This is a genomic window from Enterococcus sp. HY326, assembly GCF_026157065.1.
Lineage (GTDB): Bacteria > Bacillota > Bacilli > Lactobacillales > Enterococcaceae > HY326.
The window spans coordinates 69163-95237 of the sequence record NZ_JANLGQ010000008.1 but is presented as its reverse complement, the minus strand read 5'-3'; the positions used below and the strand labels follow the sequence as shown (position 1 = coordinate 95237).

Genomic DNA, 26075 nt, shown 5'->3' with positions numbered 1-26075 from the left:
AAGTCCTCAATACTTTTCCATTACACCAATCAGAAAAGGAGCGTGGGACCATGGGAGTACCCGAGTTAGAAGAATATAAATTTGGTTTCCATGACGACGTCAAACCCGTTTTTACTACGGGTGAAGGGTTAACCGAAGAAGTCGTCCGGGAAATCTCGCGAGTAAAAGAAGAACCAGAATGGATGTTGGAATTTCGTTTGAAGTCTTTAGAAGCCTTCAACAAAATGCCAATGCAAACCTGGGGTCCAGATTTATCAGATATTGATTTTGCTAAAATAAAATATTACCAAAAAGCCAGCGACCGTCCCGAAAGAGATTGGGACGATGTGCCGGATAAAATCAAAGAAACCTTTGAACGCATCGGGATTCCAGAAGCAGAGCGGGCTTATCTAGCCGGCGCCTCTGCCCAATATGAATCAGAAGTTGTTTATCACAATATGAAGGATGAGTTCACCAAATTAGGAATCATCTTCACGGATACAGATTCTGCTTTAAAGGAATATCCAGAATTATTCAAACAATATTTTGCCAAGTTAGTCCCACCAACAGATAATAAATTAGCTGCACTAAATTCAGCAGTTTGGTCTGGCGGCACCTTTATCTATGTGCCAAAAGGTGTCAAAGTTGATGTTCCTTTGCAAACTTATTTCCGAATCAACGCTGAAAATACCGGTCAATTTGAACGGACGCTCATCATCGTTGACGAAGGTGCCAGCGTTCATTATGTCGAAGGCTGTACAGCGCCAACTTATTCTAGCAATAGCTTGCATGCAGCCATCGTAGAAATTTTTACCTTGAAAGATGCCTACACGCGTTACACGACTATCCAAAACTGGTCAGACAATGTCTATAATTTAGTTACTAAAAGGGCAAAAGCTCTAGAAGGGGCAACCGTGGAATGGATTGATGGAAACTTAGGCGCCAAAACTACTATGAAGTATCCAAGTGTTTATCTTGATGGCCGTGGCGCTCGTGGCACTATGTTATCAATTGCGTTTGCTGGAGCTAAACAAATTCAAGACACAGGTGCGAAAATGATTCACAACGCACCAAACACTTCCAGCTCCATTGTTTCAAAATCAATTTCCAAAGACGGCGGCGAAGTAAACTACCGTGGTCAAGTAACCTTTAACAAAGACAGTGCCGGTTCAATTTCCCACATTGAATGCGACACAATTATCATGGATGAACTATCGAAATCCGATACAATTCCATTCAATGAAATCCACAACAGCCAAGTTTCTTTAGAACACGAAGCCAAGGTTTCTAAAATTTCTGAAGAACAACTTTACTACCTGATGAGCCGTGGCCTGACCGAGAGCGAAGCCACAGAAATGATTGTCATGGGCTTTGTCGAACCATTTACGAAGGAATTACCGATGGAATATGCGGTAGAGTTAAATCGTTTAATCAGTTATGAAATGGAAGGCAGTGTAGGTTAAACCTATTATAGGAGCTAGAACCCTTGATATATAAGGGTTCTAGCTTTTTTCTTTTACCTTGATATTAGAAATGACCAGCTTTTGACCAGCTTTTTTACTGATGAGCCATCATATCAGCAAACTCTTGCCCCGTTTTCTTAGGTGCGTTGTTTGTAATGTGTGCATAGATATCTAATGTCACTTTACTATTTTCATGCCCTAATCGTTGTTGAACTACCTTAACAGATTCTCCAGCTTCTAATAACAAACTAGCGTGGGTATGTCTGAATCCATGAGGCGTAATACGAGGTAAGTTATACTTTTTCAAAATATATCTTAACCAATCATTCACAGTGTTTGGAATGTATAGAGTGTTTTTAAGTGTTGTAAAAACATATTGCTCTTCTGAGCTCGTATTATAGCCTAGTTTAAAATATTCAGTTCTTTGTTGCATCTTCCAGTCGTTTAAGATTGCTAAAGTCCCTTTATCAAGAGAAATCGTTCTTCTTGAGGCTTTGGTTTTAGGCGTTTGGATTATGATATTCTTATGTTCATCAATCGCAACTGTTTTGTTAACATACAGTTCCTTATTAAACATATCAATATCTTTCCACTGTAATGCAAGAACTTCGCTTTTTCTCATCCCAGTATATGCTAGTAATCGGAAGAAAGCATATTGCTTAGTGTTTCCAAAGTCCTTGAATGCATCTAGCAAGGTATTCAATTCATCTTTAGTATAGAACTTTCGTTTTTCCTCATACTCTTTATGCTTAGGACGCATTGTTTTTCTCATAGGGTTACTATCAAGATATTCCATAGAAACGCCATAGGCTAAAATCTGTCCAGTCTGTTTTCGAATAGAATCCCACATCTTATATTTTGCATGCCATTTGCTTAAGACTTTCTGGCAGTATGGGACAGAAATATCCGTTAACTTCAACTTACCAAACTCAGGTAGTATTTGATTTTTAGCAAATCTAACAGATATAGCTACTGTCGAAGGCTTAACACTTGATCGTTGATGGGTTATCCATTCTTCATATAAGTCCTCGAAAGTCATATCAGAAGCTTTCTTCTTGACCCCATACTTTATCTCGTATGCTAGTTCATCAAGTGATTTTTTTGCATCTTGCCTAGTTTTAAAGCCTCTACGTGTGGTATTTACTTTTTCTCCAGTTCGTGGATCAGTGGCCACATGTCCTTTGAACATCCATGCTACTTGACCGTTATTCTTTTTGTACTTTGATATTTTTGCCATTTTCTTTCCTCCTAGATATCGGTCAATAGATATAGTCTATTGGGAGCAATAGTAGGAGTAAATCTAAGTATTAATTTCTGTTTATTTTAAGATGTTACGCTTAGTATCGCTCCATCTTATACACCTCCGTTATTTTAGATTACTGTACTGGTTGTTAATGATATTTAGTTCATGTCTAAAATGAGTAATGGCATTAGATATTGCAATTAACCCATCGTCAGAAAACTTATTTGATTCAGAAGAATTATCCCTAACTTGATCTGGTAGCCATTCAGTTTCAATTAAGTTTAAATTTTCTAAAATTGAAAAGGTAAGATAAGAAATATCTCCTTCTGTGTAGTTTGTGACAACATCAGTAAAAATATCGCTAATCTTTTTAGTATCATAGTGTGTTAGCTTTTTTTTACGGCAAATTTCGAGTGTCTTATAAGAGATATCTTTTTTCTTTTCTATATCTAAATTTTTAAATAGACTAGCTGTTACAGGTCTATTTGAAAATTTTAGGTAATCATAGAGTGATAAATCTGTAGAACTAAATTCATTTTGAATTAATGTATCACCATTTAGAATCAATCCTAAAATGTAGCTGTCAAATGATCCAAACAAGAGTTCCTCAATACTAATATTTCCTATTTTGGTTATTTTTTTTAAACTTTCATCATTAGGACAAAATTTACCTATTTCCCAATCGTAAACAGTTTTTCTGTCCATACTCTTATTTTTAGAGACAAGTATACCAAAGTCTACTTGAGTCAATTTTAATTCTTTACGAATTTTTTTAATTCTCTGACCTCGGTGTTTGTCTCTGTCACTAGAAGTTAGAGGAAGTGAGTTAGTCATATTATCATCTCCTTGCAAATAGTATACAATATAATAGGGTGTTTGTAAATACCCTGTATTACGTTTTTGAAAAATAGCACACTGAATACTAGTATTTTAAAATGATTTAATTTAAATAGCAATTAATCGTAAACAGGGTATTGACAAACGCCCTGTTTCGTGGTATAGTAATCATGTAATATATAAAGAAGCTTACAGCACAGACTTTCAATGCTTCTTGTCTAATTAAAGTTTTTTTACTTTATTTTGATGAGAGGGGGAGTCTGTGCTTTTTTAGTGATTTTAAAAAGAGAGATACAAAAAACTAATGAAAGGATGGAATTTATGTTAACAGAAGACATAACAATTGATAGTGTCATTACTAAGACAGTTCAACAAGTGTTAGAAGGGGAGATTGAAAAGTTAAAAGAGGATATCTATTTTTTACTGAACACTAGTAATAAGTATTCTGAATATATGAAGTTGAAGGATGCATCTAAATATTTAGATGTTTCTTTAAACACATTGAAAAGATATATTTCTGAGTATGATCTAGCTATTACTAAAATTGATGGTATTCAAAGAATTTCTAAATCTGACTTAGATGTTTTTATGCTAAGTCACAGAAGTTAGCTTGAGGGTTCTTTTTGAAAAAGAACACAAAGGTAGCTATTCAAGGGGCACGCCCCTTAAAAAACCTGTAAAAAGCTGAGAAAATCACTCAGCTTTCAATTCTAAGTTCTATTTAACTACTAATCTAAAGAGATTCAAAAACAATCAAATATATAAAGGATTTTGATTAAAAGGTTAGTAGTTTTTTAGTATGATGAAGGTTTTTCAGAAGGGACTAAGATGAAAGAACATTTCAAAAGAGTTTTACAAATAAATAATGCCCAATAAAAATATAAATTTGGACAATTAAGGAGAAGATTATGAATAAAATTGAAAAAAATGAGAAATTACTAGATAGAAAAGTATCGCCAAGGGAAAAATATGTAAGAGATTTACAAATTGTATGGGTTCACTTTTTTAAGTTAATTAAGCCATATATCCAAACTTATGTTTATGAAGTGTATCGTTCTACGTCTGTACCTGTTAACATGCCTAAATATAAAGATACATACGATATGTATGTAGCCTCTTTATGGATAGAATATTGTAGAAGAGTGAAGCTTCAGGAACAAAACAATAAAGATATCTGGGAATTTCATTTATTACTACAGGGAGAATCTGAAGAGTCAATGAAGTTAAAATATAATATGCTGCAAAATGCAGAGAGAAATTTAAAAAGAGAATTAATGCTTGGGAATGGATATAGAAGAAAGTCTAGTGAACAGTTAGCCAGAGAAAAAAAGGAGAAGCCTGACTATTATAGAGTGATGAGCCCAACTCACAATGGAATGGGTGTAGACATTTTTTCTCATGAAGATATATTTGTCAATGAATATGAACTTAAATTGAAATTAAGCTCAAGAGATATATTGAGCGTAGAAAATAACTATAATAATGTAACTGATTATATGCAGGAGGTAGAAACCGTTGAATTATTAAAAGAGTTGATAGAATCAGAAGTGCTGAAAACAAGAGAAAAACAGCTTATATTGGATTTGTTATTACTTAACGAAGATAATATATGCGAGAAACATGAAATTTCTAAGGAAACCTTCAAAAAAAGAGTATATAGGTTGGAAATCAAAGTAAAAGGCGTTCTTCAAAAAATGAAGGAGAAAAATGTATAGCTTATTAATTGATTTTTTTGGAAAATAACTTTGGAGATGAGTCCATCTAGTTTTAAAGTCTAAAGATCACCCTTCTTAATTGGCTGGGTGATCTTTAAATTTGTTTCGTTCCATTTCTTGTCTCTTTAATAACCTCATATAGTCTAAGGTTTTAACCTTATCTTCGGGCGATAAGGAGCGATACAAAGCGTTGAAATCGTCATCTGCTATTTCTGTTTGTCTATCTATAAAATGGCTTAGAGGGACTCCCAGAGCCTCTGAAAGTGCTTGTAAATTTTCAGTTCGAGGTTCAGTAATTTCATTTTCCCAACGAGCAATAGCTTGCTGAGAGGCATGGATTTTCTCAGCAAGTTGTTTTTGAGTCCAACCTAATTTTTTTCTGCTTTCTCGTATGGTTTTAGCATATTGTTTCATTTAGTCTATCCCTCCGATACTTATACTATACAACGAAATGTTGTTTATTCTTGTTAAAAATGGTGTTTAATCACAAATTATTGTTGAAATACTACAAAACGATGTATATAATGTTTGTGAGGAGGAAAAAGATTATGAAAGAGAAAAGAAGACTTAGTTTATACAGAGAAGCAAAAGGGTATTCTCAAATTGAAATAGCTGAGAAAATGTCTGTCACTCAGCAGTCAATTAGTTCATGGGAAACTGGTAGGACAGTACCTAAACCTTACCAAATGAAGCTATTATCGCAAGTGTTAGAAGTTGATATGGATGAGCTCTTTCATGATATTTTTAATGTAAATAGGGAGGAAGAAACAAATGTATTGTAGAAAGTGTGGAAGTCAAATGGAGAAATCAGCAAAGTTTTGCCCATCATGTGGTGCATCGCAGGAAAATAAGGAGTTATACACAGAACAAATAAGCCCTAAGATAGAAAAATCTCTCAGTGAAGTAAAAGACCAGATTAGTAAGGGAAAGCAGAGTGGAAATCTGTATAAGATTGCTGGATGGATTTCAGTTGTCATCTCACTCCTATTTATTCCTGTATTATTTGGTGCTATTGGAGTTATTATGGGGTATTTGTATAGAGAACATGATGAAAAGCATGGAACTATTTTAATGATTGCAGGTGTAGCAGGTGGTATTCTAGGAACGCTTCTGGGCTTATCATCTGGATATTGAGGAGGTTTAAAGATGACAAAAATATTAGGTGGGATAGGTTTTATTTTTTTCGCAATTGCAATAAGAAAGCTTCTCAAAACACATCATCACCCAAAGGATAGAAGAAAAATACTGATAGTGGGGGGCTTGCTATTATTAGGTTGTTTTTCAATGTTATTTAGTTCGGAGGGGCTATCAGAAAAAGAATACGTACAAGAAGTTGTGAATATAGTCGTTGATAGTGACGTGAAAATCAAGCAGACAGATGTCTATTCTGATGAAGATATGCAGGATACAGCAGACTATTTAGGTAAACAAATGAAAAAATTGAAAAACATCAAACCTACAAGTGCTTTACCTAAAGAGATTAAGGATTCTCATGAAACTCTTTATGAGGGCATAGATAAAATAAGAACAGGGATACTGGAGCAAGATATCGAAAAAATTCAAGCAGGGCAAACGATTGTTTCTATGACAACTGTGCTTTACAATGATTATATAGAAAAAAATCCAGATAAATTTGATAGGGAGTAACAAAATGAAAAAAGCATTGGTGTTATTAGCTCTACTACCCACTATTTTGATGGTGTCCTGTCAAAATAAAGAAGAACAGCCTATCTCATCTACCTATAGTGAAACTACTAACAGACTTAGTTCTGTAAAAGAGAGCTCTGTCAGTAATTCTTCAACAGAAGATAAGATAGTTGATGAAATGTTATGGAATGCTGATAAGGATAAAAAGCTCAATGACTTTATGAATACTTGGGGACAAACAATGAATCAGACGTATAAACAATACAGTCCGAATAATAATGTTGATTTATACGGTTTAAAACTCCCTGACTCGGTTCTGAATAACAATAAGTGGCAGGCGGTTATTGGTAACACGCCAATAGTTTTAAACTGGTCAGAAAATGGTGAAGAAGAATCAGGTTATTCTTTAGTGGCTGTTTATTCCGATGCAGGGGCACAAGGTTATTTATCGAAGCATGTTTACTTCTTTACCATTAATTCGGGAGTACCCAAAGTGTTAATAACTAGTCAGAATCAAGGAAATCCCAATAATTACTTATATTTTAAAGAAACAGAGAATAAAGAGCTTAGAGATGGTTTTAGTAATATTGTGAATAGTAGTGTAACTTTTGATGATGTTAAATCAAATTTTACCAAAGATGAACAACTTAGTTACTTTATCAGCAACTATGGTCAACTGCCTTATAAAGGCTATCTAACGACTGAAAATGATGGCAATGGTACAAGGATTACTTATTATGTTGATGAGTCTATTCAAAATGATCAGCAAGCTATATCAGAAGCAATTGAACATCTGAAAGCAATTAGTCTATCTGTTCAGCAGAAGGTTGGAGAAGGGATAAAAGTGAGCTTAAAAGAGCCACTGGCAACGGAGTACACCCTTACTCTAACTGATGGAGAACCAACTCAAGCTAATCATATCTTTGGCAGAATGATACAAGGAATTGAATAGGATAGAGAACCCCACCCCGTTGTTATTTGACCGTACTAAGGGTACCCTTTAAATGAGCTACAGTGTTCACTTGGGGTACTCTTTTTTTGACTTTTGCAAAAGGTTAATAAATTTTGAGACATGAAACGAAATGAAACATAGCTTTATAAATATTGATATACAAGGGTTTCTATGTTTCATATGTAAATGAAACGAAAAATAGTTTTTGGCTGAAAATCATTAAAAAGTACTACATAGTTGTGTGAGTTAGTGCAGATGAAACAGACCTGCAAATATTACAGATAATAATATGAGAAAATTTCTCAAATACTTGTAAAAAGGAATAAACTAAGGTAGTATTTGAAATAAGAGGTGATTAAAGATGTTACATCAATTTAGTTTTAAAAATTTTAAGTCCTTTAAAGAGGAAGTAACCTTAGATATGTTGGCGTCACCAATAAAAGAGCATGTGGAAGATGTGGTTATTGATTGCTTTGACGAAAAAGTACTTAAAGTTGCAGCAATTTATGGTGCAAATGCTTCTGGAAAGAGTAACATTATAGAAGCTTTTAGAATGATGAGGTTGTTAGTATTAAATTCATTTTCTAGTTCTGAATTTAAGTTATTTCATAGTGTGGAAGGACATTGGTTTGAAAAAGAAACAGTCCCTACTGAGTTTAGTGTACTTTTTTCAAAAAAAAATAATATATATCAGTATGGATTCTCTATTAAAAACGATATAATTATTGAAGAATATTTATACAAGAGAAATCCTAAATTAAAAAAAGAAGATTTTGAACCTATTTTTAATAGAAAAAATAGTCAGATTAGAGTTGCAAATGATTTTAAAGATGTAAACGAAACATCAAAATTACTGGAGCTAGTAAGCGATGAAACTTTGTATATTTCAGTCCTATCTCAATTAAAGATAGAGAGTATTAGTGATGTCATAGAGTGGTTTAAAGATACTAAAACAATAGATTACGGAAATCCTAATAGAGAAGCGTTTGGGCTAAGAAAATTAAGAGGATATGGCCCTATGCGTAATTCAATTGAATCGGATTTAGTTCAAATTATAGAAGATATTGATGAGAAAGAGAAATTAGAAAATTTCATAAAATCAATAGATGTTGGTATTGAAAAATTAGGTGTTAAGGAAGAAATAGATTCATTCGAAGAAGAAAAGCTAACTAGGAAAATAGTAGTTAGTTATCATAAAAATCCAGATACTAAAGAATTGAAAATTACTCCAATTACATCTGAGTCAAGTGGTACAATAAAAATGTTATTGTTATATGCTGATATTTCAAGATCACTTAAATATGGGCATACTTTGTTTGTTGATGAATTAGATGCTAAACTCCATCCTTTACTTTTAAGGTATATAATCATAATGTTCCATGATAATAATTTAAATAAAAAAAATGCTCAGTTAATATTTTCTACACAAGAAGTGTTTACATTAGATAAAGAAACGTTTAGAAGAGATGAAATTTGGTTCGTAGATAAGGATGATGCTGGATCTTCCGAATTGTATTCATTGGATAGCTATGTAGATGAAGACAATAAAAAAATTAGAAATGATGCTAGTTATGGAAAAGACTATATTTTAGGAAGATATAATTCAATCCCTAATTTAAGAAAGATAGAGGATGATTAATTGGCTAAAATAGGAAAAAAAGAAAAAAAAAAGAAAAAAAGAGAACCTGCAAGTTACTTCATAGGAAGTGAAGGGAAGAAGACAGAGGTAATATATTTTACCAAGTTTAGTGAAATGCTAATTGATGGGTATGAAGCTCTTGATGGGAAAATTTCAATTGAAGATGTACCATCTTTTGATATTCATGGAGTAGGAACAAGTAATTTTAGGTTGATAGAAGACGTTGAAAACTATTTGAGAAAGTCGCCTAAAATTTATGAAAATATATGGATTTTATTTGATTTAGATGACATACCGTTAGATTATTTTGATAATGCTATTGAATCGGCAAAATCTAAAGGTTATAAAGTTGCATGGTCTAATGATTCATTTGAATTATGGTATTTATTACATTTTGAATATCTTCAATCTGCAATTACTAGAGCACAATATCAGGAAAAATTAGATAAGTATTTACAAAAAGAAGGGTATAAAGGATATTCAAAAACTGATGAAGGGATTTTTGATTTTTTAGTTGATAAGACTGAGATAGCAATAAGTAACTCGGAAAAATTACTTAATGATTTTTGTGGATGTCCATGTTCAAAAAAAAATCCTTGCACAAATGTTTCTGCGTTAGTTAGTGAACTATTATCTTTAAAGAAATAGAAATCCCTATCTTTAGTAAATAAAGACAGGGTTGCTCCCAATAACATATCTAAATTGACCAGATTTTGACCATCCTAATTTGACAATCAATGATAAATATTGATTCTTTAAACTTCTATAAGAACTCTTAATAACTTGGTTTGATAGTTAATGACACTAGTTGAGAAGCCGATTCCAATATGGAAGGCAGTGTAGGATAAGTCCTAACTATAAGCTGAGAACGTTGATATTATAGCGTTCTTGGCTTTTTATTTGCCTTCTGTTTCATAAATACTATCTGGAAAACTATCTATTTGTTAGAAACCTAAATAGCTTGCTAATTTTTGACTGGTATTTTCTGCTTGTTCCGGTGTAACGTGGCTATAAATATTCATGGTAGTTTTCACGTCTTTATGACCTAAGCGTTTTTGAACTTCATTAATCGTTGCACCAGATTCAAACATAAGCGAGCAAGCAGTATGACGAAAACCGTGAGGACTTATTCTTTTTAGAATTAATTCTTCTTTTTCGGATTTATCATAAATCCAATCTAGCCAGTCGTTTACAACTTGTGGATAATACAAATCATTGTTCATATTGCTAAACATAAGCTGTTTAGGTTTCGATGTGTTATAACCCAATTTAAAATAATCTTCTTTTTGAATACTGAACCACTTTTTCAAAATCCGTATCGTTTCATCATCAAGGCTGATGGTGCGGTATGAATTTTTTGTTTTAGGTGTCTGCAAAATAACTTGGCCATATTCATCAATTGCTATCGTTTTGCCGATTGTTATTGTCTTATTAAATATGTTTAGGTCTTTAATATATAGCCCTAACGCTTCTGATTTACGCATACCAGTTATTGCTAGCAGACGAAAGAAAGCATAATACTTATAATTATCAAGCGTTTCAACATACACCATAAATTCTTTTAGTTCGTCCTTACTATAGAAATTCGGCTTCTTTTCTTCCTCCTTCTTACGAGGGAGAATTGTTTTTTTCATAGGGTTACTTTCCATAAGTTCCATAGATACACCGTAACTCATTATTTGTGCAGCAGCACGTCTTATATAATGATATTGTTTAAATTTGCTGTGCCATTCATTTACACACTTTTGACAAAAAGAGACGGTTATTTGGTCTAATTTTAATTTTCCAAATTTAGGAAGTACATGTCCTTCAATAAAACGTCTGTTAGTGGCTACGGTGGACGACTTAACACTTTTACGGTGCTGTTCCAACCAATCGGCGTAAAGTTCTTGAAAGGTGATTGCACGCTTCTTCTTAGACCCTTTCAAAATACTTGCCTTCAATTTATCAAATTCAAGGCTAGCTTCTGCTTTAGTGTCAAAACCTTTGCGGGTAGTAACAATCTTTTTTTCAGATATTGGATCAGTAGCAATATATCCAGTGAATAACCATTTTCTTTTGTTGTTCTTATCTTTGTATTGTTCAAATTTCGCCATGATATTTCCTCCTGTACTGCTGGGGGCAAGTGGAGGGTTATTTTAGTTCAGAAATTCTAAATGGAATCTTTGATAATTCAGATGATAAATTACTTAGTTCATTTTTAAGTTGTTTTTTTGGGATAAGACCTTCTTTAATTTCAATTAATCCGTTAAGCAATAAGGCCAAATCTTTTTTAATATGATCATCGTCAACAGAATCACAAAACTTCTTGGCCATTTGTAAAAAATACTCGTTTTCGGAATCAGTTCCAAATGCGGAGCCTCTAGATTGAGCTAATTTTTCTTGTTCTTCTTTAGGCATCATATGAATATCTTTTAACATATATTTGCCTTCAAGCAAGTAAACCATACTAACGTTGCCAATTTCGGCAATACGCTTTAGTCTTTCATTGTTAGGAAGATAGTTTCCATTTTCCCAATTCGAAACGGTTCCTTTGGTGGCTTTAGGGGTAAATTTTTTCCCAAAATCTTCCATAGTTAAACCTTGAGAAATTCTGATAGATTTAATTCGTGTTCCGATTGCTATATTATTTTGCTTATCACTCATAAAAAATCTCCTTAATAAAAAAAAGTTGGGAAATGTTCTTGACACCATTATAAATTGGGCTTATACTAAAGTCAAGTTGGGAAATGTTTTTAAGTAAAAGCGAGGTGATATTAATGAATAAAGTTGCTGGCTATCGTGTTATGGTAGGAATGAAGCAAAAGGAAATGGCTACCATTTTGAATATATCGAGACAAGCCTATTCTGAAAAAGAACGAGGCAATATTCCTTTTAAAGACTCCGAGAAAGAAATAATGAAAGAAAAATTCAAATTAGTTAATCCCAACGTAACTATTGATGAAATTTTTTTTAATCACTAAGTTGGGAAATGTTTTGCTGAAATGAGGTGATTTAATGAAATTAGAAGTAGATTTATCGCCGACAATCGAACAGCAATTAACAGAAGTTGCTAGTCGTGTATGGGCGGAGACAATGCAGTGTGAAGTTGAGAAACGTACTGTCCCCGATTGGATGGATTTAGAAACGACGTGCGATTATCTACAAGTATCACGGACTAACCTATCTAAGTTTATCAAAGAGTTAGATTTTCCAGTGTCTGTAATCAACCAAACGAAGCGTTGTAATCGTAAAAAAGTTGATGAATGGATGGCACAATTTGAAAATTAATTAATTGCTGGGGGCAAAAGTGGAAGTCAGTTAGTCAAGTATTAGTTGCATAAGGATTTGAAGGGAGAACATCACAATGAAAATCAATGAAGAAAAGTATGATCAAGAGTGGGCGAAATGGGAATCAATTATGGGAACGGCAAAAGGGTGTCTCGAAGCAGCTGGTGACCTTAGTTCAGCAATAATGCAAGACGGCGAGCTTGTTGAACTTAGCAGTGAAAAAATTCAGATTGCAATTGATGAACTGCAGGCAGCTAAACAGTTAGTTGAGAAGTTAGAATTTGTGGAATTTATAGAGGAATAACATGAAATGGAGAAAAGAAAAAAGCCTTTTGCTGTATAAACTTTGGCGAGTTCAGCAAATGGCTACACGATAGGGTTTCATGCCTATTATTCTTTTCTCTATTATATCAAATTTTAGGAGGAAAGACCATGAAAACAATTAAAAAAGGTGATTTTTGCCGAGTGATAAAGTCAAAATATTTAACTACAGGGGCGTTTGTTGAGATTGTAATGGAGCTTCAAGAAGGAATTTTCTTATGCCGTAACGAACAAGGGAACACGATTGTAGTAGAGAAAAATCTTGAATTGGTAGGGGGTTTGGATTGATGAATATTGAAAAACTATTCAACAGTGAACTTTCCGAATTAATTAGAGAAGTATTAATTTGTGCTATCCAACTAGATGATGATGGGAAGATTCTTCTAGCAAATTCAATTCGGAATAAAGTACAAGAAAATGATACTCCAGCTGTCAAAGGATTTTTAAACAGACTAGCGAATATTATCGAGAGTGAGGCGGTGGTTAAATGATTTATAAAGGAAAAGTTATTCCGTCTATTATGGAAGAACCTACTCAAAAAAAGGTGATTGAGTTTTTCAAGGACTATCAACCAATTACAGTACAAGTACCTGATGCACCAGAAGAACAAAAGAAATTAAAAACAATGGGCGTAGATGGGTTTATTGCTGGTAAGATGTCGGCACTCGTCCGTAAGAATGAGAACTTAGTTTATCGGGATTGTCTAATTTTAGATTTAGATGATGTGAGTGTATCAGAAGAAACTTTAATTCAAACGATCCGTAAATTATTAAGTGATGTCTCTTATGTCCTTTACCCGACTATCAGCCACGGGTTGAAAGGTGTCCGCTATCGGTTAGTTATTCCGCTAGATGGTGCTGTAAAGGAAGCAGATTATAAGCTGTTAGTCCGTTTCTTCTCTGAAAAGCTGCTTAAAAGCGTGTTAAAGAATGTGGACTTATCCAATGGCACTTGGTCGCAGATTCAATTGCTACCAGTTTTTACTCAACACGTTCACAAGGGGCAAGTTATTATCCACGAAGTAGAAACACCATTCCGATTAAGTCAGACGTTAGAAACCGCTAAGAATTGGGTTGTATCGCAAACTAAGGGGAAACCAGTTAAGAACCTGAACCAGTTTAAAAAAGGTGGGTCACGTTACCGCAATGCCACCACAGAACTGTTTGAAAGTCTGGTGTCTGGTGGTGAAGTGGGAAACCGCAACAATCGGATAGCAGCCATTACGGGCGGGCTATTAGCAAGGGCGGTAAATGTTACGGCTATCTTTGAATTGGTGAAAGTAGCTAATCAATATTTTGACGAACCACTACCAGAAGAAGAAGTGGAAGAAACCTTCTTTTCAATTTCCAGGAAGGAGCTTGGTGCCGATTGAGTGAAATAGTAGATTTAATGGAACTTCAAAAGAAACGCCAAGAAGAAAAAAGCAATCTACCAAAATGGATTTACTATGACGAGAACGGCACTATGAAAGTCAACGCTCAATTATTAGGCTATGAAGTCATAGACGAAGTTCCTATGATTCGAGCCAATGAATTAGCTTATGGCGCAAGATTCGATAAAAAAATCGGGTCTTGGCGCTTAGATAGTTTGAGTGATTTTTTAGATGGCTATATCACAAAAAAATTAGAGTCCGTTGGCAAGTGGAGCCAGCAGAAATTAAGCGAGACGAAGAAATTTATCTTCATTAAAATATTTGATTCCAGCTTAAAAGAAAATCCGTTCAATCGTAGTAAGCCATACTTGGCAAATTTTAAAAATGGCACGTATAACATCAAGACAGGCGTTTTAAAGCCCCATGATACAAAGGACTATATTTTGCAAAGTCACAACTATTCTATTGATCTAGCCACCAAGCAAACGCCCATCAAGACAATTGAATGGTTGAGAGCCTTAACTGGTGATAGTGACAGCGCTAAGTATTTAATGGAAATAATCGGCTACTGCTTTTATCGGAGCTATGCCCCTTTTCAGACCATCACCATTTTACAAGGGTCAGGGGAAAACGGGAAATCTACTTTCTTAGAAATTCTAACGAAACTACTAGGGGCGGATAATGTTAGCAACATGACCTTACAAGACTTAGGCAATAAGCAGAATAGGTTTGCCAGTGCGAATTTATTTCAGAAGGAAGCCAATCTCTTTGCGGACGTTGATTCAGAGTTTCTCAAGTCAACAGGGTTACTCAAAGCTCTTACTGGTGGGGATCGTTTATCTGCTGAGTTTAAAGGGAAAGACCATTTTATGTTTGTGAACTTTGCGAAGTTGATATTTTCAGCCAACGAGTTACCAGCATTCAATGACTTCACACACGGCTTTGAAAGACGGTTATACGTTGTTCCTTTTGATTGTGTAATAGATGAAGACTTCAAAACCGCACACGATTTAAAGGCGATTGAAAAAGAGATTCCACTATTCGCCACCTATTGCATAAGTATGTTTAAAGAAGCGTTAGACCGTAAAGAGCTGACCGTTTCTGACAAGATGAAACAAGCAAAAGAAAAGTGGTTGAAAGATTCCAATCACGTCTTACGGTTTATTGAAGAAAAATGTATTTTTGATACTACGAAAAATGATGGCGACTCCTCAAAAATGATTTATGAGGAATATCAAAAATTCTGTTACCAAGAAAGCTTACATGAATTATCACAACCAAGATTTAGTAAGCAACTTGAAAAAATGGGCATTATTAAGATTAAGCAGAGTGTAAAAGGTACTAGATTATGGAGGTACAAACATCTGCAATTAAAAAATGAGTATACCCCTATATCTAGGTGATAATTATTGGACAGTTTGGACAGGTATCTTTAAACGTTGATTTATCGGGCTTTGTAGGCTTGGAAATTGTATTAATAAAAAAAAACGCTTGGACACCTATTTGGACAGGTAAGGAAAGTGTCCAAGTGGGTGTCCAACGAAAAAATAGATAAAATAAAAATTATTGCTCTGTAAACTTTGATATATCAGCTTTTATAGTGGTGTGTCCAACATGTCCATAAAAATTGACCTTCTAGCAGGGGTACACTAACAGGAGTGGATTTAGCCGTGTTGGACAAAAAAGTCCATGACGATACACTGTATTTTTTCCTAGTTTAATGATTTTTAAAAAAGAAGCTTAAAGCCTTATGTGGCATAGGATAGAACGAATAAGAAGGAGTATTGATTATGTAGTATATTCAATACTAAAAAAAGGGGTGGGATTATCAATAGGATAAGGGCAAAACCAAATCTAATAAAAATCTATCATAGGAAAGAGGGGTAACATGGAAAAATATTTTCAAATAGAAACAAGTGGAACCAAGGCTACCATATATATTTATGGTGATATCACAGATGAAAATTATTCTGAAAGTGATGTTAGTGCGTTGAGTTTTAGAAATGAATTAGCAGCCATACCTTTAGTTAGTGAAATTGAAGTAAGGGTGCAATCTTATGGCGGCAGTGTCTTTAGTGGCGTAGCGATATATAACATGCTAAAAAATTATAAAGCTATGGTTACTGTTTACATTGATGGCGTGGCTTGTAGTATTGCAACTGTAATCGCAATGGCTGGGGATAAGGTCATCATGCCTTCAAATAGTATGATGATGATTCATAACCCTATGTCGTCGTTATCATACGGTAATTCTAACGAGCTAAGAAAAATGGCTGATACGTTAGATAAGATTAGAGAAAGCTCAATTGAAGCATATCTATCCAAATCTAACGGCAAAATCACAAGAGAAAAACTTATCGACTTACTTGATGATGAAACTTGGCTTAGCGCTGAGGAATGTAAGAATTATGGCTTTTGTGATGAAGTAACAAACCAAGTTGAATTAGTAGCAAAATTCAACGATTCAACATGTATTAATGCTTTAAAAAATAATCCAATAAAATTAGAAGAAAAGAAAGAGGTAAAAAATATGACAATCAAATTAAATGGAAATCGATTGGAAGACTTGAAGGCACAACAAGAGGAATTTATCAACGAGCATAAGGATTGCACGCATGAACAATTGTTGAATGACTACCCATTTTACAATTCATTGGTAGGCAAGATTGAACAGGCTGAAATCAGAAAACTAGAACAAAAGAATGAAGAAGATGAACAAAAGTTAAAAATGGAAAACGTGAAAGAACAGCAGCAACATTTCTACAAAGATGGAAAAAAAGTACAAGTTCTTTCGCCTGAACAAAAAATCACCGTACCTAATCAAAGTAGATATGAACAAAAAGAATTTTCTGATATGAGTATTGGCAAACTAGTAAAAGGCATGGCAACTGGTAAAAGGGACGGGGCAGAAAAAGAACAGCAGGTAGTCGCAGCCAATCGGGACGGAAGTGGCGGCGTATTGATTCCAACTCCACTATCAAACGAATTAATTAATATGGTACGTGCACAATCAGTCTTAATGACCGCTGGTGCTAGAACAGTTCCCATGACTTCATCTACCCTAGTCTTTGCCAAACAAACAGGGGATATTAAACCACACTGGAAAAAAGAAGGCGAGCCAATCATTCAGACTGACGCAGACTTCGAGCCAGTGAAGTTTGAAGCAAAAACATTGGTGGGAATGTCAGATATCACCATTGAATTGTTAGAAGATGCATTAAACATTGATCAAGTTGTTACTCAAAGCATAGTCAATGCACTAGCGTTAGAATTAGACAGAGTCGGGTTGTTGGGTGCTGGAACAGAGATAGAACCAAAAGGGATTTATAATCGTGATGGTATTCAAAAACAAGTAGTGGGTAAAGCATTAGAAAATTATAAAGAGTTTAGCAAAGCGGTCACTTCAATCTTGTCAGCAAACGGAACACCAAACGGCGTTATCTATTCACCACGAACCTATGGAGAGTTAGACGCTTTGACTGATGTTAGCGGCCAACCTTTAAATGCACCTAAGAGTTATGAGAACTTGACACACAAACTTACAACTACACAAGTACCAAATGACTTAGGAGCTAAGAATGATGGAAGCTTTGCCGTAGTGGGCGACTTTACTAAGTTATGGTATGGTGTCCTAACTGGTGTGACAATAGAGGTTACTCGTGTGGCTGGCGACGCCTTTAGTAATCTTAAGTTTAAGATTCGTGCATACTTGCGTGCAGATGTACAAACGATTTAAGAACCACACTTTGTTATTCTTGATGATATCAAGTAGAATAGTGATTAAGCATGTGGAGTTTAGGTCTGTTTGTTCCTATTTAGTAGTAAATAGCTTATAAAGATTGTAACTATAAGATAGATAAGTAGAGAGGTGTTCTTTTTGAAAGAACATCTCTTTTTTCTTTTATATCAATAGTTATAATGCCCCCATCGAAAAAAATTGATTAAAAATTATCAAACGGGGAACCGGTGGATGGGGTTGATTCTGCAAATACAACGAAGTTTTTCCCCCCTCCCCCTCCCCCTAGGAGCTTTATGTAGTAAATATGATTTGTTATAATAAATTGAGGTGATATAAGTGGAGTGGTTAGTAAAAAATATTTGGGAAAATCAACATTTAGTAAATTGGTTAAGTGCTATTGGAACAATTGGGGCTGTTTGGGTTTCTTTGTGGTTAGCTGTTCGCGAAGATAAAAGAAAAGGGAAGTTAAAAGTTAATGGAATAAAAAAACAAACTGCTATTATGCATCCTACAAGAAAAATTGTAGATCCAATTGAGGTTATTTCATTTGAGATTTATAATTACAGCAAATTTCCTATCACTATCTCAACAATAAAAATTAAAGTATTCAAAAAAAAATTTATAAAAGAGGATTACATAAGTGGGGGGATCTTTCTTACAGATGATGATTTAGGGCCATTATCAAAATTGACAATGGTAATTAAACCATTTGAGGTTGACACTTGGATGTATAGTAAATATCTATTTGAGAACTTCCTTAAGGCGCAAATAATACCTAAAATTGATAAAAATAAAGAACAACAGATAATATTTGAATTTCAAGCAATTGATTCGTTCGGTAAAATTTACAAAAGTAAAATTAAAATTAGAAGAAAAGACATAAAGAAATACCTACCATTTCAGAAGATAGATAATGCCCCCAGCTAAAAAAGCTATCTAAAAACTATCTATTTGTAAAAATATAAGTGAATATACGACTTTAATTCTTTAATCATTTGAAATTTATGACTGATGTATCAACATTTGTGAATATCCGTGTTGAAAATCCTTAAATGGAAGGGTCTGTGGGGTAAGTCTACTTTATTTGCTAGGAACGCTGATATGACAGTGTTCCTAGCTTTTTTTTATTTGAAGTAAAAAGAGCTGTAACTCCCCTTTATTTCTTAGCAATTCATATTTATATTGATAGAAACCTGACAAATGTTTTTGATTAAAATTATTGTAAATCCATATAACAATAGCTAAAACGGAACTAGCTAATATTAAATATCCTAAAGTTTTTCCAAATAGTTCCATTATTTAAGAAAATCCAAAGTCACTAAAATCTGCAAGGACTTCAAAATCATCGTTACAATCAAGAGCATAAAGATTAACTAGTTTAAAATAAAGTGAACTTTGTAAACTTGATTGAGCTGAAAATAAAGAAGTTATAGTAACTAATAAAAGGCTTTCAATTCAAAGTATTAAAGCACAGGTATTTGGAATGTTTTTCTTTTTAATATTCTTGTATTCTTTAATCAAACAATCTATTTCATCTATGCTACTTGCCTCATTTTTTGCAATGTCGTAATATAAATCTTTAATCATTTCAAAAATTCTTTTCTTAAAAAACAGCTATACTTATAAATTTGACAGTTCAGATAATGCTATACTGCACGATAGCATCATCTGAGCTAACTTTTCAAAGATTTTTTTGTTGAGTAATTTAGCAAGTGATGAATGAGTTCAGACTTGATTAATTTTTGTTGTGACTAATTTTAATGAGCACATCAATCCTACGAAGCAATTTCCCAAAATTTCCTACCAACAAGTAAAAAGTAATCTTTCTGTATTTTGATTAATAAACACAGCAGTATCTAAGAGAGATTCACAAGGAATTACTGTATTTTTGAATCGATTCAAAAAAACGCTTGCATTTTTTGTTTTTGATGATAAACTATTTTTGAATCGATTCAAAAATAAAGTTGAGAGCAGGAGAAATTATGTCGTTTACGGATAGAATAACCAAGTTGATTATGCCTTTAGCATCAAAAATGGCGAATCAGCGACATTTAGTTGCTATGCGTGATAGTTTTATTGATATCATGCCAATCATTATGGCTAGTTCATTGTTCACTTTGTTAAATGCTGTTGTCTTTACGAATGAAACCTTGAATAAATATGTTGATTTAGTTTTCTTAACGGATATGGGAACTATGGTCAACAATGGAACAATGGGCGTCATGACAATTTTTGTTACTTTTTTAATTGGCTATCGTTTGGCGCGATATTATATAAATAAGGGAACTATCGAAAGAAAAGATTTTAATGAGCTGCATGCTGGTATCTTGAGTTTGGCTTTAGCACTAATAATGTTTCCACTTTTTAATGATATCGTACCAGTTGGAGCAACTGACTCAGTTGAAGTTGCTGGGGTCTATCTGCAAAGCTTAACTTCTTCTGGTGGCTTATTTGTCGGAATTCTAGCTGCGATTTTAGGGACTGAAATGCTGCTGCGTCTTTCAAAAAATGAAAAGCTAAGAATTAAAATGCCGGATGGCGTACCACCAGCAGTTGCGAGTTCTTTTAATTCTCTAATTCCAGAAGTTTTAGTTATCTTGGTTTTTGCGGCAATAACATTTACAATAGTTAAGGTAACCGGGACGACAATTCCGGCGATTATCCAATCAATTATTTCTACTCCTTTACAATATGCAATGGAAAGTCCGGTTGGCTTGTTCGTAGTTCAACTATTTACCCAAGTCTTTTGGTTCTTTGGTTTACACGGTCAAAATATTGTATCTTCTGTCACATCACCACCTATGCTGACGGCTATCCAACAAAATGTTGAAGCTTTTGCCGCTGGGGATGCGATTCCAAATATTGTGACAAATCCTTGGATTGGGATGTATACTTTATTTGGGGGAACGGGAGCTATTTTACCGTTGTTGATTGCTATCTTCTTGGTTTCTAAACGAAAAGATTATCGGGATATCGGTAAGATTGGTTTATTACCAAGTATTTTTAATATCTCAGAACCCATTATGTTTGGGATTCCTGTTGTAATGAATCCTTTCCTAGTGATTCCTTTCATCTGTGTACCGTTAATTAATTTGGCAATCGCATATCCGCTGACGGCTCTTGGCCTAGTAGCCAAAAGTGTCGTGATACCACCATGGATTTTACCTCCAATTATCACAACTTGGGTGACAACGGCAGGGGATATTCCCGCTACACTTTTATCAGTCGTACTTTTTGTACTTGATATTTTCTTGTACATGCCGTTTGTAATGGCAAGTAATAAAGGACTTAAAGGCGAAACTTTAGAATAAAAACGGCTCATTAGAAAGCAGGTAGGTTATGGTTACCATTCAAGAGGTTGCTGCACGAGCAGGTGTTTCAGTCGGCAGTGTTTCCAGATATTTAAATGGACATCAGTTGAAGGAACAGAATATGAAAAAAATCAAAAAGGCAATTGATGATTTGGATTATCGAGAAAACCTATTTGCTAAAGGTCTCAAAAGCAACCAGACCTTATCTATCGGTGTTTTGATGAATAATATGCAAAGCGTTTTTTCTTCAACATTAATTGGTCAGATTGAAGAAGAAATGGATTATCATAATTATGGTATTTTACTGAACAGTTATCGAAATAGACCAGAAATGTTGGAACAAAAATTTGATTTTTTGGTGGACCGACACGTGGATGGGTTGATTGCTTTTGAAATAGAAAATGATTGGCCAGTATTGGCAAGAATGGAGAATTTAGAAATTCCGGTTATTTCAATTAATACAAAACTCGCCTATCCAAATGTTGACTCAATTGTTGTAAATAATCGGGAGAGCACAAAAAAGATTGTTAAGCGAATTATCCAAGCCGGCCATCAGCAAATTGGGATTATTTCGGCACCACAGACGGCTTCTGTCGCCAAAGACCGTTTAGCTGGTGCTTTGGAAGCTGTTGAAGAAGAAGGCTTTCCTTTAGAAAATGCGGAAATTTATTATGGTGACTATTCTCAGAAGACTGGTTACGAAGGAATGCGGGCATTGATTAAACGTGGAATTAGAACATTCTTTGTCACCAATTACAATATGTCTCTAGGAGCACTTCAATATATTTTTGAAAGCGGCTTAAAGATTGGTGAAGATATTTCCTTTGCCAGCTATGATTATCCGGGTGTCAGTGACATTGTCTACCCACAGTTGACAGTTGTCCGTCAGCCGGTTAATCAAATGGGGATTATGGCAGTTGAACGGATGTTTGAAAGAATCCGTAATCCTCAGCTAACTGGCGAAACGTTTGTGCTGCCAAATGAAATTTTGTGGCGAGATTCAATAAAGGAATGAAGATGAGATGACGAAAATTCGTGAAGATATCGAAGAAAATAGTTTTAGCGAACAAGAAGGATATGGAGAATTATCTCCAGTAATAAAAAAAAAAATTGAATGGTTTAAGGATCAAAAAATTGGTGTGATTTTCCACTGGGGCTTATATGCAGAGGCCGGTATTGTTGAATCTTGGCAGTTGTCAAAAGAAGATGATTGGGCTCGCAAAAAAGGAGCCTGGCGTGATAAGCTGACCACTTTAAGAGAAGATTATTGGGGATTATCAGAAAAGTTTAATCCCATCAATTTTAATCCCGATGTATGGGCAGACGTAGCTAAAAATGCAGGTTTCAGATATATGCTGTTTACGACTAAGCATCATGATGGTTTTAACATGTATGATACTCAATACAGTGATTTTAAAATTACTAGCAGTCATAGCAAATTTCACACCAATCCCAGAGCTGACATTTTGAAATACGTCAATCAGGCGTTTAACAAAAAAGGTCTTTCAGTCGGGGCATATTATTCAAAGGCGGATTGGCACAATCCTTATTATTGGGAGCCTGATGCTGACCCAGTTGGTAGATATGCTAGCTATAATCCATTAGAGAAACCAGAAAAATGGCAACGGTTTAATCAATTTGTTGAAAATCAATTGATTGAGATTACTAAAAATTATGGACCGTTAGATATTTTATGGCTAGATGGGGGGTGGGTCAATCGTGAGAATCACGAATTTTTAGAAATGAATCAAATTGTAAGTAAACTAAGGAAAATCAAACCAGATTTATTAGTGGTTGACCGGACAATTGGTGGTGATTATGAAAACTATGTAACACCAGAAAGAAAGGTCCCTGATAACCCACCAAAGAAGGCTTGGGAGACGAATATTCCTCTAGCAAAAAATTGGGGTTTTGTTCCTAATGATACTTATAAATCTTTTTCCGAGATTCTCGAGACTTTGATTCAAGTGGTGTCTCTAGGTGGAAATATTATCTTGGGTGTTGGACCGAAACCCGATGGCACCCTCCCCGATGAAGCAGTTGAGTTAATGAATCAATTAGGTAAGTGGCTGTCTGTATATGGTGAAGCGATTTATGATACCAGACCAGTCAATGGAGTAAGGCTTGCACATTGCTATCTAACTCAAAAAGATCAAAATATTTTCCTTTTTTTCAAAGGAGACGGTAAAAAGTACAGTATCCCACTAGCTGACTTTAGTCAAAACTTTTCTCAAGCAACACTCATGCATAATCAAGAAAAGTTAACTATCGAAAACGAGCGCTTAATGATTCCAGAAGGGCTTTATGATTTCATTTGTGTGAAGTTGGAGAGTAGAGAGTTGTTAGCTGATTAGATAATGTTACTTTAGTGGATGAAGTCGAAGTATATCTGTAACAGAATAAAAAAAGCAATGAATTGAAATCGAAAAATTCAAAGTAATTAGACTAGGCATTCGATTTACTTCATAAGATAATAGCAAAAATAAAACCTCATATGCTAGAGAAGATTATTATTTTCAATCTAGCATATGAGGTTTTATTTTTTGAAATCAATATGAAAGTTTTTCATATGCGTTGATGAAACAGTAGAGGTCATCTGAAAAGATAAACACTATTGTAAATATGCAACTTTAAATGTTATAAAAATCGAAAAAATAATAGCAATTATTTCAAAATAGTGTAATCTTATTAGTGATAAGCGTAAATAAAAGAGGTAATGCTTGAATAGAGTTTCGATTTTATGGAAGGCTTCCCTGTGTAAGGGCAAAAAATTTTTTTCTTGTAAGTATCAATTACAAGAAAAGCACAAAAAAATAATATAAATAACTTACAATTAAATCTTAATGTTTTTACATTGTATTGTCAATCTTATTTCGTTTAATTTTTTTAATATTTTGGAGATTATTGTGTTATTTTGTTATTTTTGATTATTTAATATCATGAAGTTGATATTAACTTTTGAAATAGACAGTACAGAAAATTAAAGTGAATGTAGAGAGAACTATTAATTAGAAAGAAGAAAGCTGGTCTTTTCAAGTGTTTTTTTATTTTCTGTATGTAAAACAGATTAAAAGCCGTCAAAAAAGTTGTCAAGTAAGGAAGGAAAGCGTGTGGTCAAAAGAGGAGAAAATATTTACAAAAGAAAAGATGGGCGTTGGGAAGGACGCTACATAAAAAATCGAACATCGGATAAAAAAATAGTTTATGGCTATATCTATGGCAGAAAGTATCAAGATGTTAGACAGAAGCTTAATTTAATTATTGCTCAAAAAGCAAATCGCTCTCAAGGTAATTTGTCACATTATCAATCAAGCTATTGTGATTGGTTATTGACGGACTTTCTGTTGGGAATCCGTCAAAGAGTTAAATTTTCAACATATTCTAATTATCAACGCTTAATAAAAAAGTACATAGCTCCATACTTTAATGAATTAAAGTTTGATGATTTAAGCGAGAATATTTTCCAAGGATTTATTAACTATTTAGTAGGACGAGAGCTGAGTAGCAATACTATCAGATTAGTTTTTAGTCTCGTTAAGCAATCCTATAAAGAAGCTGTAAAAAGAAAATATGTCATGGATGGACATCTATTAAGTATTCAGTTTCCAAGAGAAAAGAAACTTCGAATTCGACCATTAAGTTTAGTTCAGCAAAAAGAACTAGAAATTATAGCATCAAGAAGCGAATATGGGCTTCCAATTATTTTATCTTTATACGCAGGGCTACGAATTGGTGAAATCAGCGGGTTAACTTGGCAGGATATTGACTTTGAACAAAATATAATTCATGTAAACAAAACAGTTGCTCGAATTACCGATGAAAATAATTCTAATGGGAAAACACGTATAGTAATCGATGATCCTAAAACCCAGAACTCAGATCGCTATGTTCCATTATCAAATACTCTAAAACACTATTTATTAGAAGAAAAATCAATCAGTTCTTCTAACTATTTAGTAAGTGCCAAAGGGAGTCTAGCTGAACCAAGAGTGATAAATTATCGATTTAAGAAGATAATCAGTGAAACTTCCTTTGCTCACATTCATTTTCATATTTTAAGACATACTTTTGCTACACGTAGTTTAGAGCTGGGAATGGATATTGCGAGTCTTAGTAAGATTTTAGGGCACCAATCTATTAAGCTGACTTTAGATACCTATAGTGATTCTTTAATGGAGCAACGTCAAAAAGAAATCTTAAAAATTGATTCAATTTATCAAAACAAATGATTTTGAATAGTCTCCAAAAAAAGCTGTCAGATTTTTCTGGCAGTTTTTTTGTCTAAAAGCCGTCATAAAAGCCGTCATGATTATAAAATATCAACTATAAAAATAGTTGTTTGTTAGTTTTTCTTGTAATTGATACTTACAAGAAAAACTAACAAACAAAAATTTCTTTTTTTTATTTTAAAAGACAATTTGAGTCTTTTTAAAAATGGATAATTCAATTATTTTACCATAGAAAGCCATTAAAGTCTCCAATTTTTTCGTTGTAGAAAAGATTCATTTTTGCTTAATCATTCGTTCTCAAGATTGTAACAAACATCTTGGTTCCTCGAATTACTAAAAAATTTAGGATTGTGTAACA

Annotated in this window: 27 protein-coding genes; 22 read left to right on the top strand and 5 right to left on the bottom strand. The window is 33.9% G+C overall.

The annotated features are described in order from the left end of the window. Positions 1–50: 50 nt before the first annotated feature. Complete coding sequence (sufB, locus tag ORH16_RS17010; protein WP_265460093.1) at positions 51–1442, top strand: Fe-S cluster assembly protein SufB; 1392 nt, start codon at positions 51–53, stop codon at positions 1440–1442. Positions 1443–1536: 94 nt separating this feature from the next. Here the strand turns inward: sufB and ORH16_RS17005 are convergent, their stop codons facing one another. Together ORH16_RS17005 and ORH16_RS17000 are read right to left on the bottom strand one after the other, a co-directional pair. Beyond that, entirely contained in the window at positions 1537–2679 is a 1143-nt protein-coding gene (locus ORH16_RS17005; RefSeq protein WP_216453664.1) for a site-specific integrase, read from the bottom strand. A 129-nt stretch (positions 2680–2808) separates the two neighbouring features. Next, a complete protein-coding gene (locus ORH16_RS17000) occupies positions 2809–3519 on the bottom strand; it encodes a helix-turn-helix transcriptional regulator (protein ID WP_265460091.1) in 711 nt (236 codons plus the stop codon). Between the two features lie 324 nt (positions 3520–3843). Here ORH16_RS17000 and ORH16_RS16995 point away from each other — a divergent pair, with 324 nt between their 5' ends. Then, on the top strand, positions 3844–4131 hold the full coding sequence (locus ORH16_RS16995; RefSeq protein ID WP_265460090.1) for a helix-turn-helix domain-containing protein: 288 nt from the start codon (positions 3844–3846) through the stop codon (positions 4129–4131). Between the two features lie 299 nt (positions 4132–4430). Then, on the top strand, positions 4431–5237 hold the full coding sequence (locus ORH16_RS16990; RefSeq protein WP_265460089.1) for a hypothetical protein: 807 nt from the start codon (positions 4431–4433) through the stop codon (positions 5235–5237). Between the two features lie 75 nt (positions 5238–5312). Here ORH16_RS16990 and ORH16_RS16985 read toward each other — a convergent pair whose 3' ends face one another. Next, on the bottom strand, positions 5313–5651 hold the full coding sequence (locus ORH16_RS16985; protein WP_265460088.1) for a helix-turn-helix domain-containing protein: 339 nt from the start codon (positions 5649–5651) through the stop codon (positions 5313–5315). A gap of 134 nt (positions 5652–5785) precedes the next feature. Here ORH16_RS16985 and ORH16_RS16980 point away from each other — a divergent pair, with 134 nt between their 5' ends. From ORH16_RS16980 to ORH16_RS16955, 6 genes are all read left to right on the top strand, one after another. Further along, positions 5786–6019 carry a helix-turn-helix transcriptional regulator gene (locus ORH16_RS16980; RefSeq protein ID WP_265460087.1) on the top strand — a complete coding sequence of 78 codons (234 nt, stop codon included), beginning with the start codon at positions 5786–5788 and terminating at the stop codon, positions 6017–6019. Continuing rightward, the gene (locus ORH16_RS16975; protein WP_216453658.1) at positions 6009–6371 is read left to right on the top strand and encodes a zinc-ribbon domain-containing protein; all 363 of its coding nucleotides are present in this window, start codon (positions 6009–6011) and stop codon (positions 6369–6371) included. Before ORH16_RS16980 ends, ORH16_RS16975 begins: the two co-directional genes overlap by 11 nt. A 12-nt stretch (positions 6372–6383) precedes the next feature. After that, positions 6384–6884 carry a hypothetical protein gene (locus ORH16_RS16970; protein WP_265460085.1) on the top strand — a complete coding sequence of 167 codons (501 nt, stop codon included), beginning with the start codon at positions 6384–6386 and terminating at the stop codon, positions 6882–6884. Positions 6885–6888: 4 nt separating this feature from the next. Then, complete coding sequence (locus tag ORH16_RS16965) at positions 6889–7836, top strand: DUF4767 domain-containing protein (protein ID WP_265460084.1); 948 nt, start codon at positions 6889–6891, stop codon at positions 7834–7836. A 361-nt stretch (positions 7837–8197) separates the two neighbouring features. Further along, positions 8198–9475, top strand: coding sequence for an AAA family ATPase (locus ORH16_RS16960; RefSeq protein WP_265460083.1), 1278 nt, complete (start codon positions 8198–8200; stop codon positions 9473–9475). Further along, complete coding sequence (locus ORH16_RS16955; RefSeq protein ID WP_265460082.1) at positions 9476–10123, top strand: RloB family protein; 648 nt, start codon at positions 9476–9478, stop codon at positions 10121–10123. 296 nt (positions 10124–10419) lie between these two features. Here the strand turns inward: ORH16_RS16955 and ORH16_RS16950 are convergent, their stop codons facing one another. Both ORH16_RS16950 and ORH16_RS16945 read right to left on the bottom strand, forming a co-directional pair. Beyond that, positions 10420–11571 (bottom strand): tyrosine-type recombinase/integrase, encoded by a 1152-nt coding sequence (locus ORH16_RS16950; protein WP_265460081.1) that lies wholly within the window; start codon positions 11569–11571, stop codon positions 10420–10422. A 37-nt stretch (positions 11572–11608) separates the two neighbouring features. Next, positions 11609–12121 carry a helix-turn-helix domain-containing protein gene (locus ORH16_RS16945; RefSeq protein WP_265460080.1) on the bottom strand — a complete coding sequence of 171 codons (513 nt, stop codon included), beginning with the start codon at positions 12119–12121 and terminating at the stop codon, positions 11609–11611. 113 nt (positions 12122–12234) lie between these two features. Here ORH16_RS16945 and ORH16_RS16940 point away from each other — a divergent pair, with 113 nt between their 5' ends. From ORH16_RS16940 to ORH16_RS16880, 13 genes are all read left to right on the top strand, one after another. Beyond that, a complete protein-coding gene (locus ORH16_RS16940) occupies positions 12235–12438 on the top strand; it encodes a helix-turn-helix transcriptional regulator (protein WP_265460079.1) in 204 nt (67 codons plus the stop codon). A gap of 34 nt (positions 12439–12472) precedes the next feature. After that, positions 12473–12745, top strand: a complete 273-nt coding sequence (locus ORH16_RS16935) for a hypothetical protein (RefSeq protein ID WP_265460077.1) — start codon at positions 12473–12475, stop codon at positions 12743–12745. 76 nt (positions 12746–12821) lie between these two features. Next, the gene (locus ORH16_RS16930; RefSeq protein WP_265460076.1) at positions 12822–13049 is read left to right on the top strand and encodes a hypothetical protein; all 228 of its coding nucleotides are present in this window, start codon (positions 12822–12824) and stop codon (positions 13047–13049) included. Positions 13050–13177: 128 nt separating this feature from the next. Further along, positions 13178–13354: a hypothetical protein gene (locus ORH16_RS16925; protein WP_265460075.1), complete on the top strand. Its 177-nt coding sequence runs from the start codon at positions 13178–13180 to the stop codon at positions 13352–13354. Further along, positions 13354–13557 carry a hypothetical protein gene (locus ORH16_RS16920; protein WP_265460074.1) on the top strand — a complete coding sequence of 68 codons (204 nt, stop codon included), beginning with the start codon at positions 13354–13356 and terminating at the stop codon, positions 13555–13557. The genes ORH16_RS16925 and ORH16_RS16920 overlap by 1 nt, the downstream gene beginning before the upstream one ends. Positions 13558–13586: 29 nt before the next feature. Further along, the gene (locus ORH16_RS16915; protein ID WP_265460073.1) at positions 13587–14438 is read left to right on the top strand and encodes a primase C-terminal domain-containing protein; all 852 of its coding nucleotides are present in this window, start codon (positions 13587–13589) and stop codon (positions 14436–14438) included. After that, entirely contained in the window at positions 14435–15841 is a 1407-nt protein-coding gene (locus ORH16_RS16910; protein ID WP_265460072.1) for a DNA primase family protein, read from the top strand. The genes ORH16_RS16915 and ORH16_RS16910 overlap by 4 nt, the downstream gene beginning before the upstream one ends. Before the next feature lie 485 nt (positions 15842–16326). After that, positions 16327–18174: a head maturation protease, ClpP-related gene (locus tag ORH16_RS16905; RefSeq protein ID WP_265460071.1), complete on the top strand. Its 1848-nt coding sequence runs from the start codon at positions 16327–16329 to the stop codon at positions 18172–18174. Between the two features lie 339 nt (positions 18175–18513). Continuing rightward, entirely contained in the window at positions 18514–19104 is a 591-nt protein-coding gene (locus ORH16_RS16900; protein WP_265460070.1) for a hypothetical protein, read from the top strand. 1055 nt (positions 19105–20159) lie between these two features. After that, complete coding sequence (locus tag ORH16_RS16895; protein ID WP_265460069.1) at positions 20160–21488, top strand: PTS sugar transporter subunit IIC; 1329 nt, start codon at positions 20160–20162, stop codon at positions 21486–21488. Between the two features lie 28 nt (positions 21489–21516). Then, on the top strand, positions 21517–22503 hold the full coding sequence (locus ORH16_RS16890; protein ID WP_265460068.1) for a LacI family DNA-binding transcriptional regulator: 987 nt from the start codon (positions 21517–21519) through the stop codon (positions 22501–22503). 7 nt (positions 22504–22510) lie between these two features. Next, positions 22511–23842: an alpha-L-fucosidase gene (locus ORH16_RS16885; protein WP_265460066.1), complete on the top strand. Its 1332-nt coding sequence runs from the start codon at positions 22511–22513 to the stop codon at positions 23840–23842. Positions 23843–24598: 756 nt separating this feature from the next. After that, entirely contained in the window at positions 24599–25717 is a 1119-nt protein-coding gene (locus ORH16_RS16880) for a tyrosine-type recombinase/integrase (RefSeq protein ID WP_265460065.1), read from the top strand. The last annotated feature ends 358 nt before the right edge of the window (positions 25718–26075 follow it).

Bases quoted from the DNA above. Each gene is read 5' to 3' on its own strand.
- ORH16_RS16930 (WP_265460076.1), top strand. From the start codon at position 12,822: ATGAAAATCAATGAAGAAAAGTATGATCAAGAGTGGGCGAAATGGGAA.
- ORH16_RS16905 (WP_265460071.1), top strand. From the start codon at position 16,327: ATGGAAAAATATTTTCAAATAGAAACAAGTGGAACCAAGGCTACCATA.
- ORH16_RS16990 (WP_265460089.1), top strand. From the start codon at position 4,431: ATGAATAAAATTGAAAAAAATGAGAAATTACTAGATAGAAAAGTATCG.
- ORH16_RS16950 (WP_265460081.1), bottom strand. From the start codon at position 11,571: ATGGCGAAATTTGAACAATACAAAGATAAGAACAACAAAAGAAAATGG.
- ORH16_RS16895 (WP_265460069.1), top strand. From the start codon at position 20,160: ATGTCGTTTACGGATAGAATAACCAAGTTGATTATGCCTTTAGCATCA.
- ORH16_RS16960 (WP_265460083.1), top strand. From the start codon at position 8,198: ATGTTACATCAATTTAGTTTTAAAAATTTTAAGTCCTTTAAAGAGGAA.
- ORH16_RS16985 (WP_265460088.1), bottom strand. From the start codon at position 5,651: ATGAAACAATATGCTAAAACCATACGAGAAAGCAGAAAAAAATTAGGT.
- ORH16_RS16980 (WP_265460087.1), top strand. From the start codon at position 5,786: ATGAAAGAGAAAAGAAGACTTAGTTTATACAGAGAAGCAAAAGGGTAT.
- ORH16_RS16970 (WP_265460085.1), top strand. From the start codon at position 6,384: ATGACAAAAATATTAGGTGGGATAGGTTTTATTTTTTTCGCAATTGCA.
- ORH16_RS16945 (WP_265460080.1), bottom strand. From the start codon at position 12,121: ATGAGTGATAAGCAAAATAATATAGCAATCGGAACACGAATTAAATCT.
- ORH16_RS16885 (WP_265460066.1), top strand. From the start codon at position 22,511: ATGACGAAAATTCGTGAAGATATCGAAGAAAATAGTTTTAGCGAACAA.
- ORH16_RS16975 (WP_216453658.1), top strand. From the start codon at position 6,009: ATGTATTGTAGAAAGTGTGGAAGTCAAATGGAGAAATCAGCAAAGTTT.
- ORH16_RS16920 (WP_265460074.1), top strand. From the start codon at position 13,354: ATGAATATTGAAAAACTATTCAACAGTGAACTTTCCGAATTAATTAGA.
- ORH16_RS17005 (WP_216453664.1), bottom strand. From the start codon at position 2,679: ATGGCAAAAATATCAAAGTACAAAAAGAATAACGGTCAAGTAGCATGG.
- ORH16_RS16935 (WP_265460077.1), top strand. From the start codon at position 12,473: ATGAAATTAGAAGTAGATTTATCGCCGACAATCGAACAGCAATTAACA.
- ORH16_RS16940 (WP_265460079.1), top strand. From the start codon at position 12,235: ATGAATAAAGTTGCTGGCTATCGTGTTATGGTAGGAATGAAGCAAAAG.
- ORH16_RS16995 (WP_265460090.1), top strand. From the start codon at position 3,844: ATGTTAACAGAAGACATAACAATTGATAGTGTCATTACTAAGACAGTT.
- ORH16_RS17000 (WP_265460091.1), bottom strand. From the start codon at position 3,519: ATGACTAACTCACTTCCTCTAACTTCTAGTGACAGAGACAAACACCGA.
- sufB (WP_265460093.1), top strand. From the start codon at position 51: ATGGGAGTACCCGAGTTAGAAGAATATAAATTTGGTTTCCATGACGAC.
- ORH16_RS16890 (WP_265460068.1), top strand. From the start codon at position 21,517: ATGGTTACCATTCAAGAGGTTGCTGCACGAGCAGGTGTTTCAGTCGGC.
- ORH16_RS16915 (WP_265460073.1), top strand. From the start codon at position 13,587: ATGGAAGAACCTACTCAAAAAAAGGTGATTGAGTTTTTCAAGGACTAT.
- ORH16_RS16965 (WP_265460084.1), top strand. From the start codon at position 6,889: ATGAAAAAAGCATTGGTGTTATTAGCTCTACTACCCACTATTTTGATG.
- ORH16_RS16925 (WP_265460075.1), top strand. From the start codon at position 13,178: ATGAAAACAATTAAAAAAGGTGATTTTTGCCGAGTGATAAAGTCAAAA.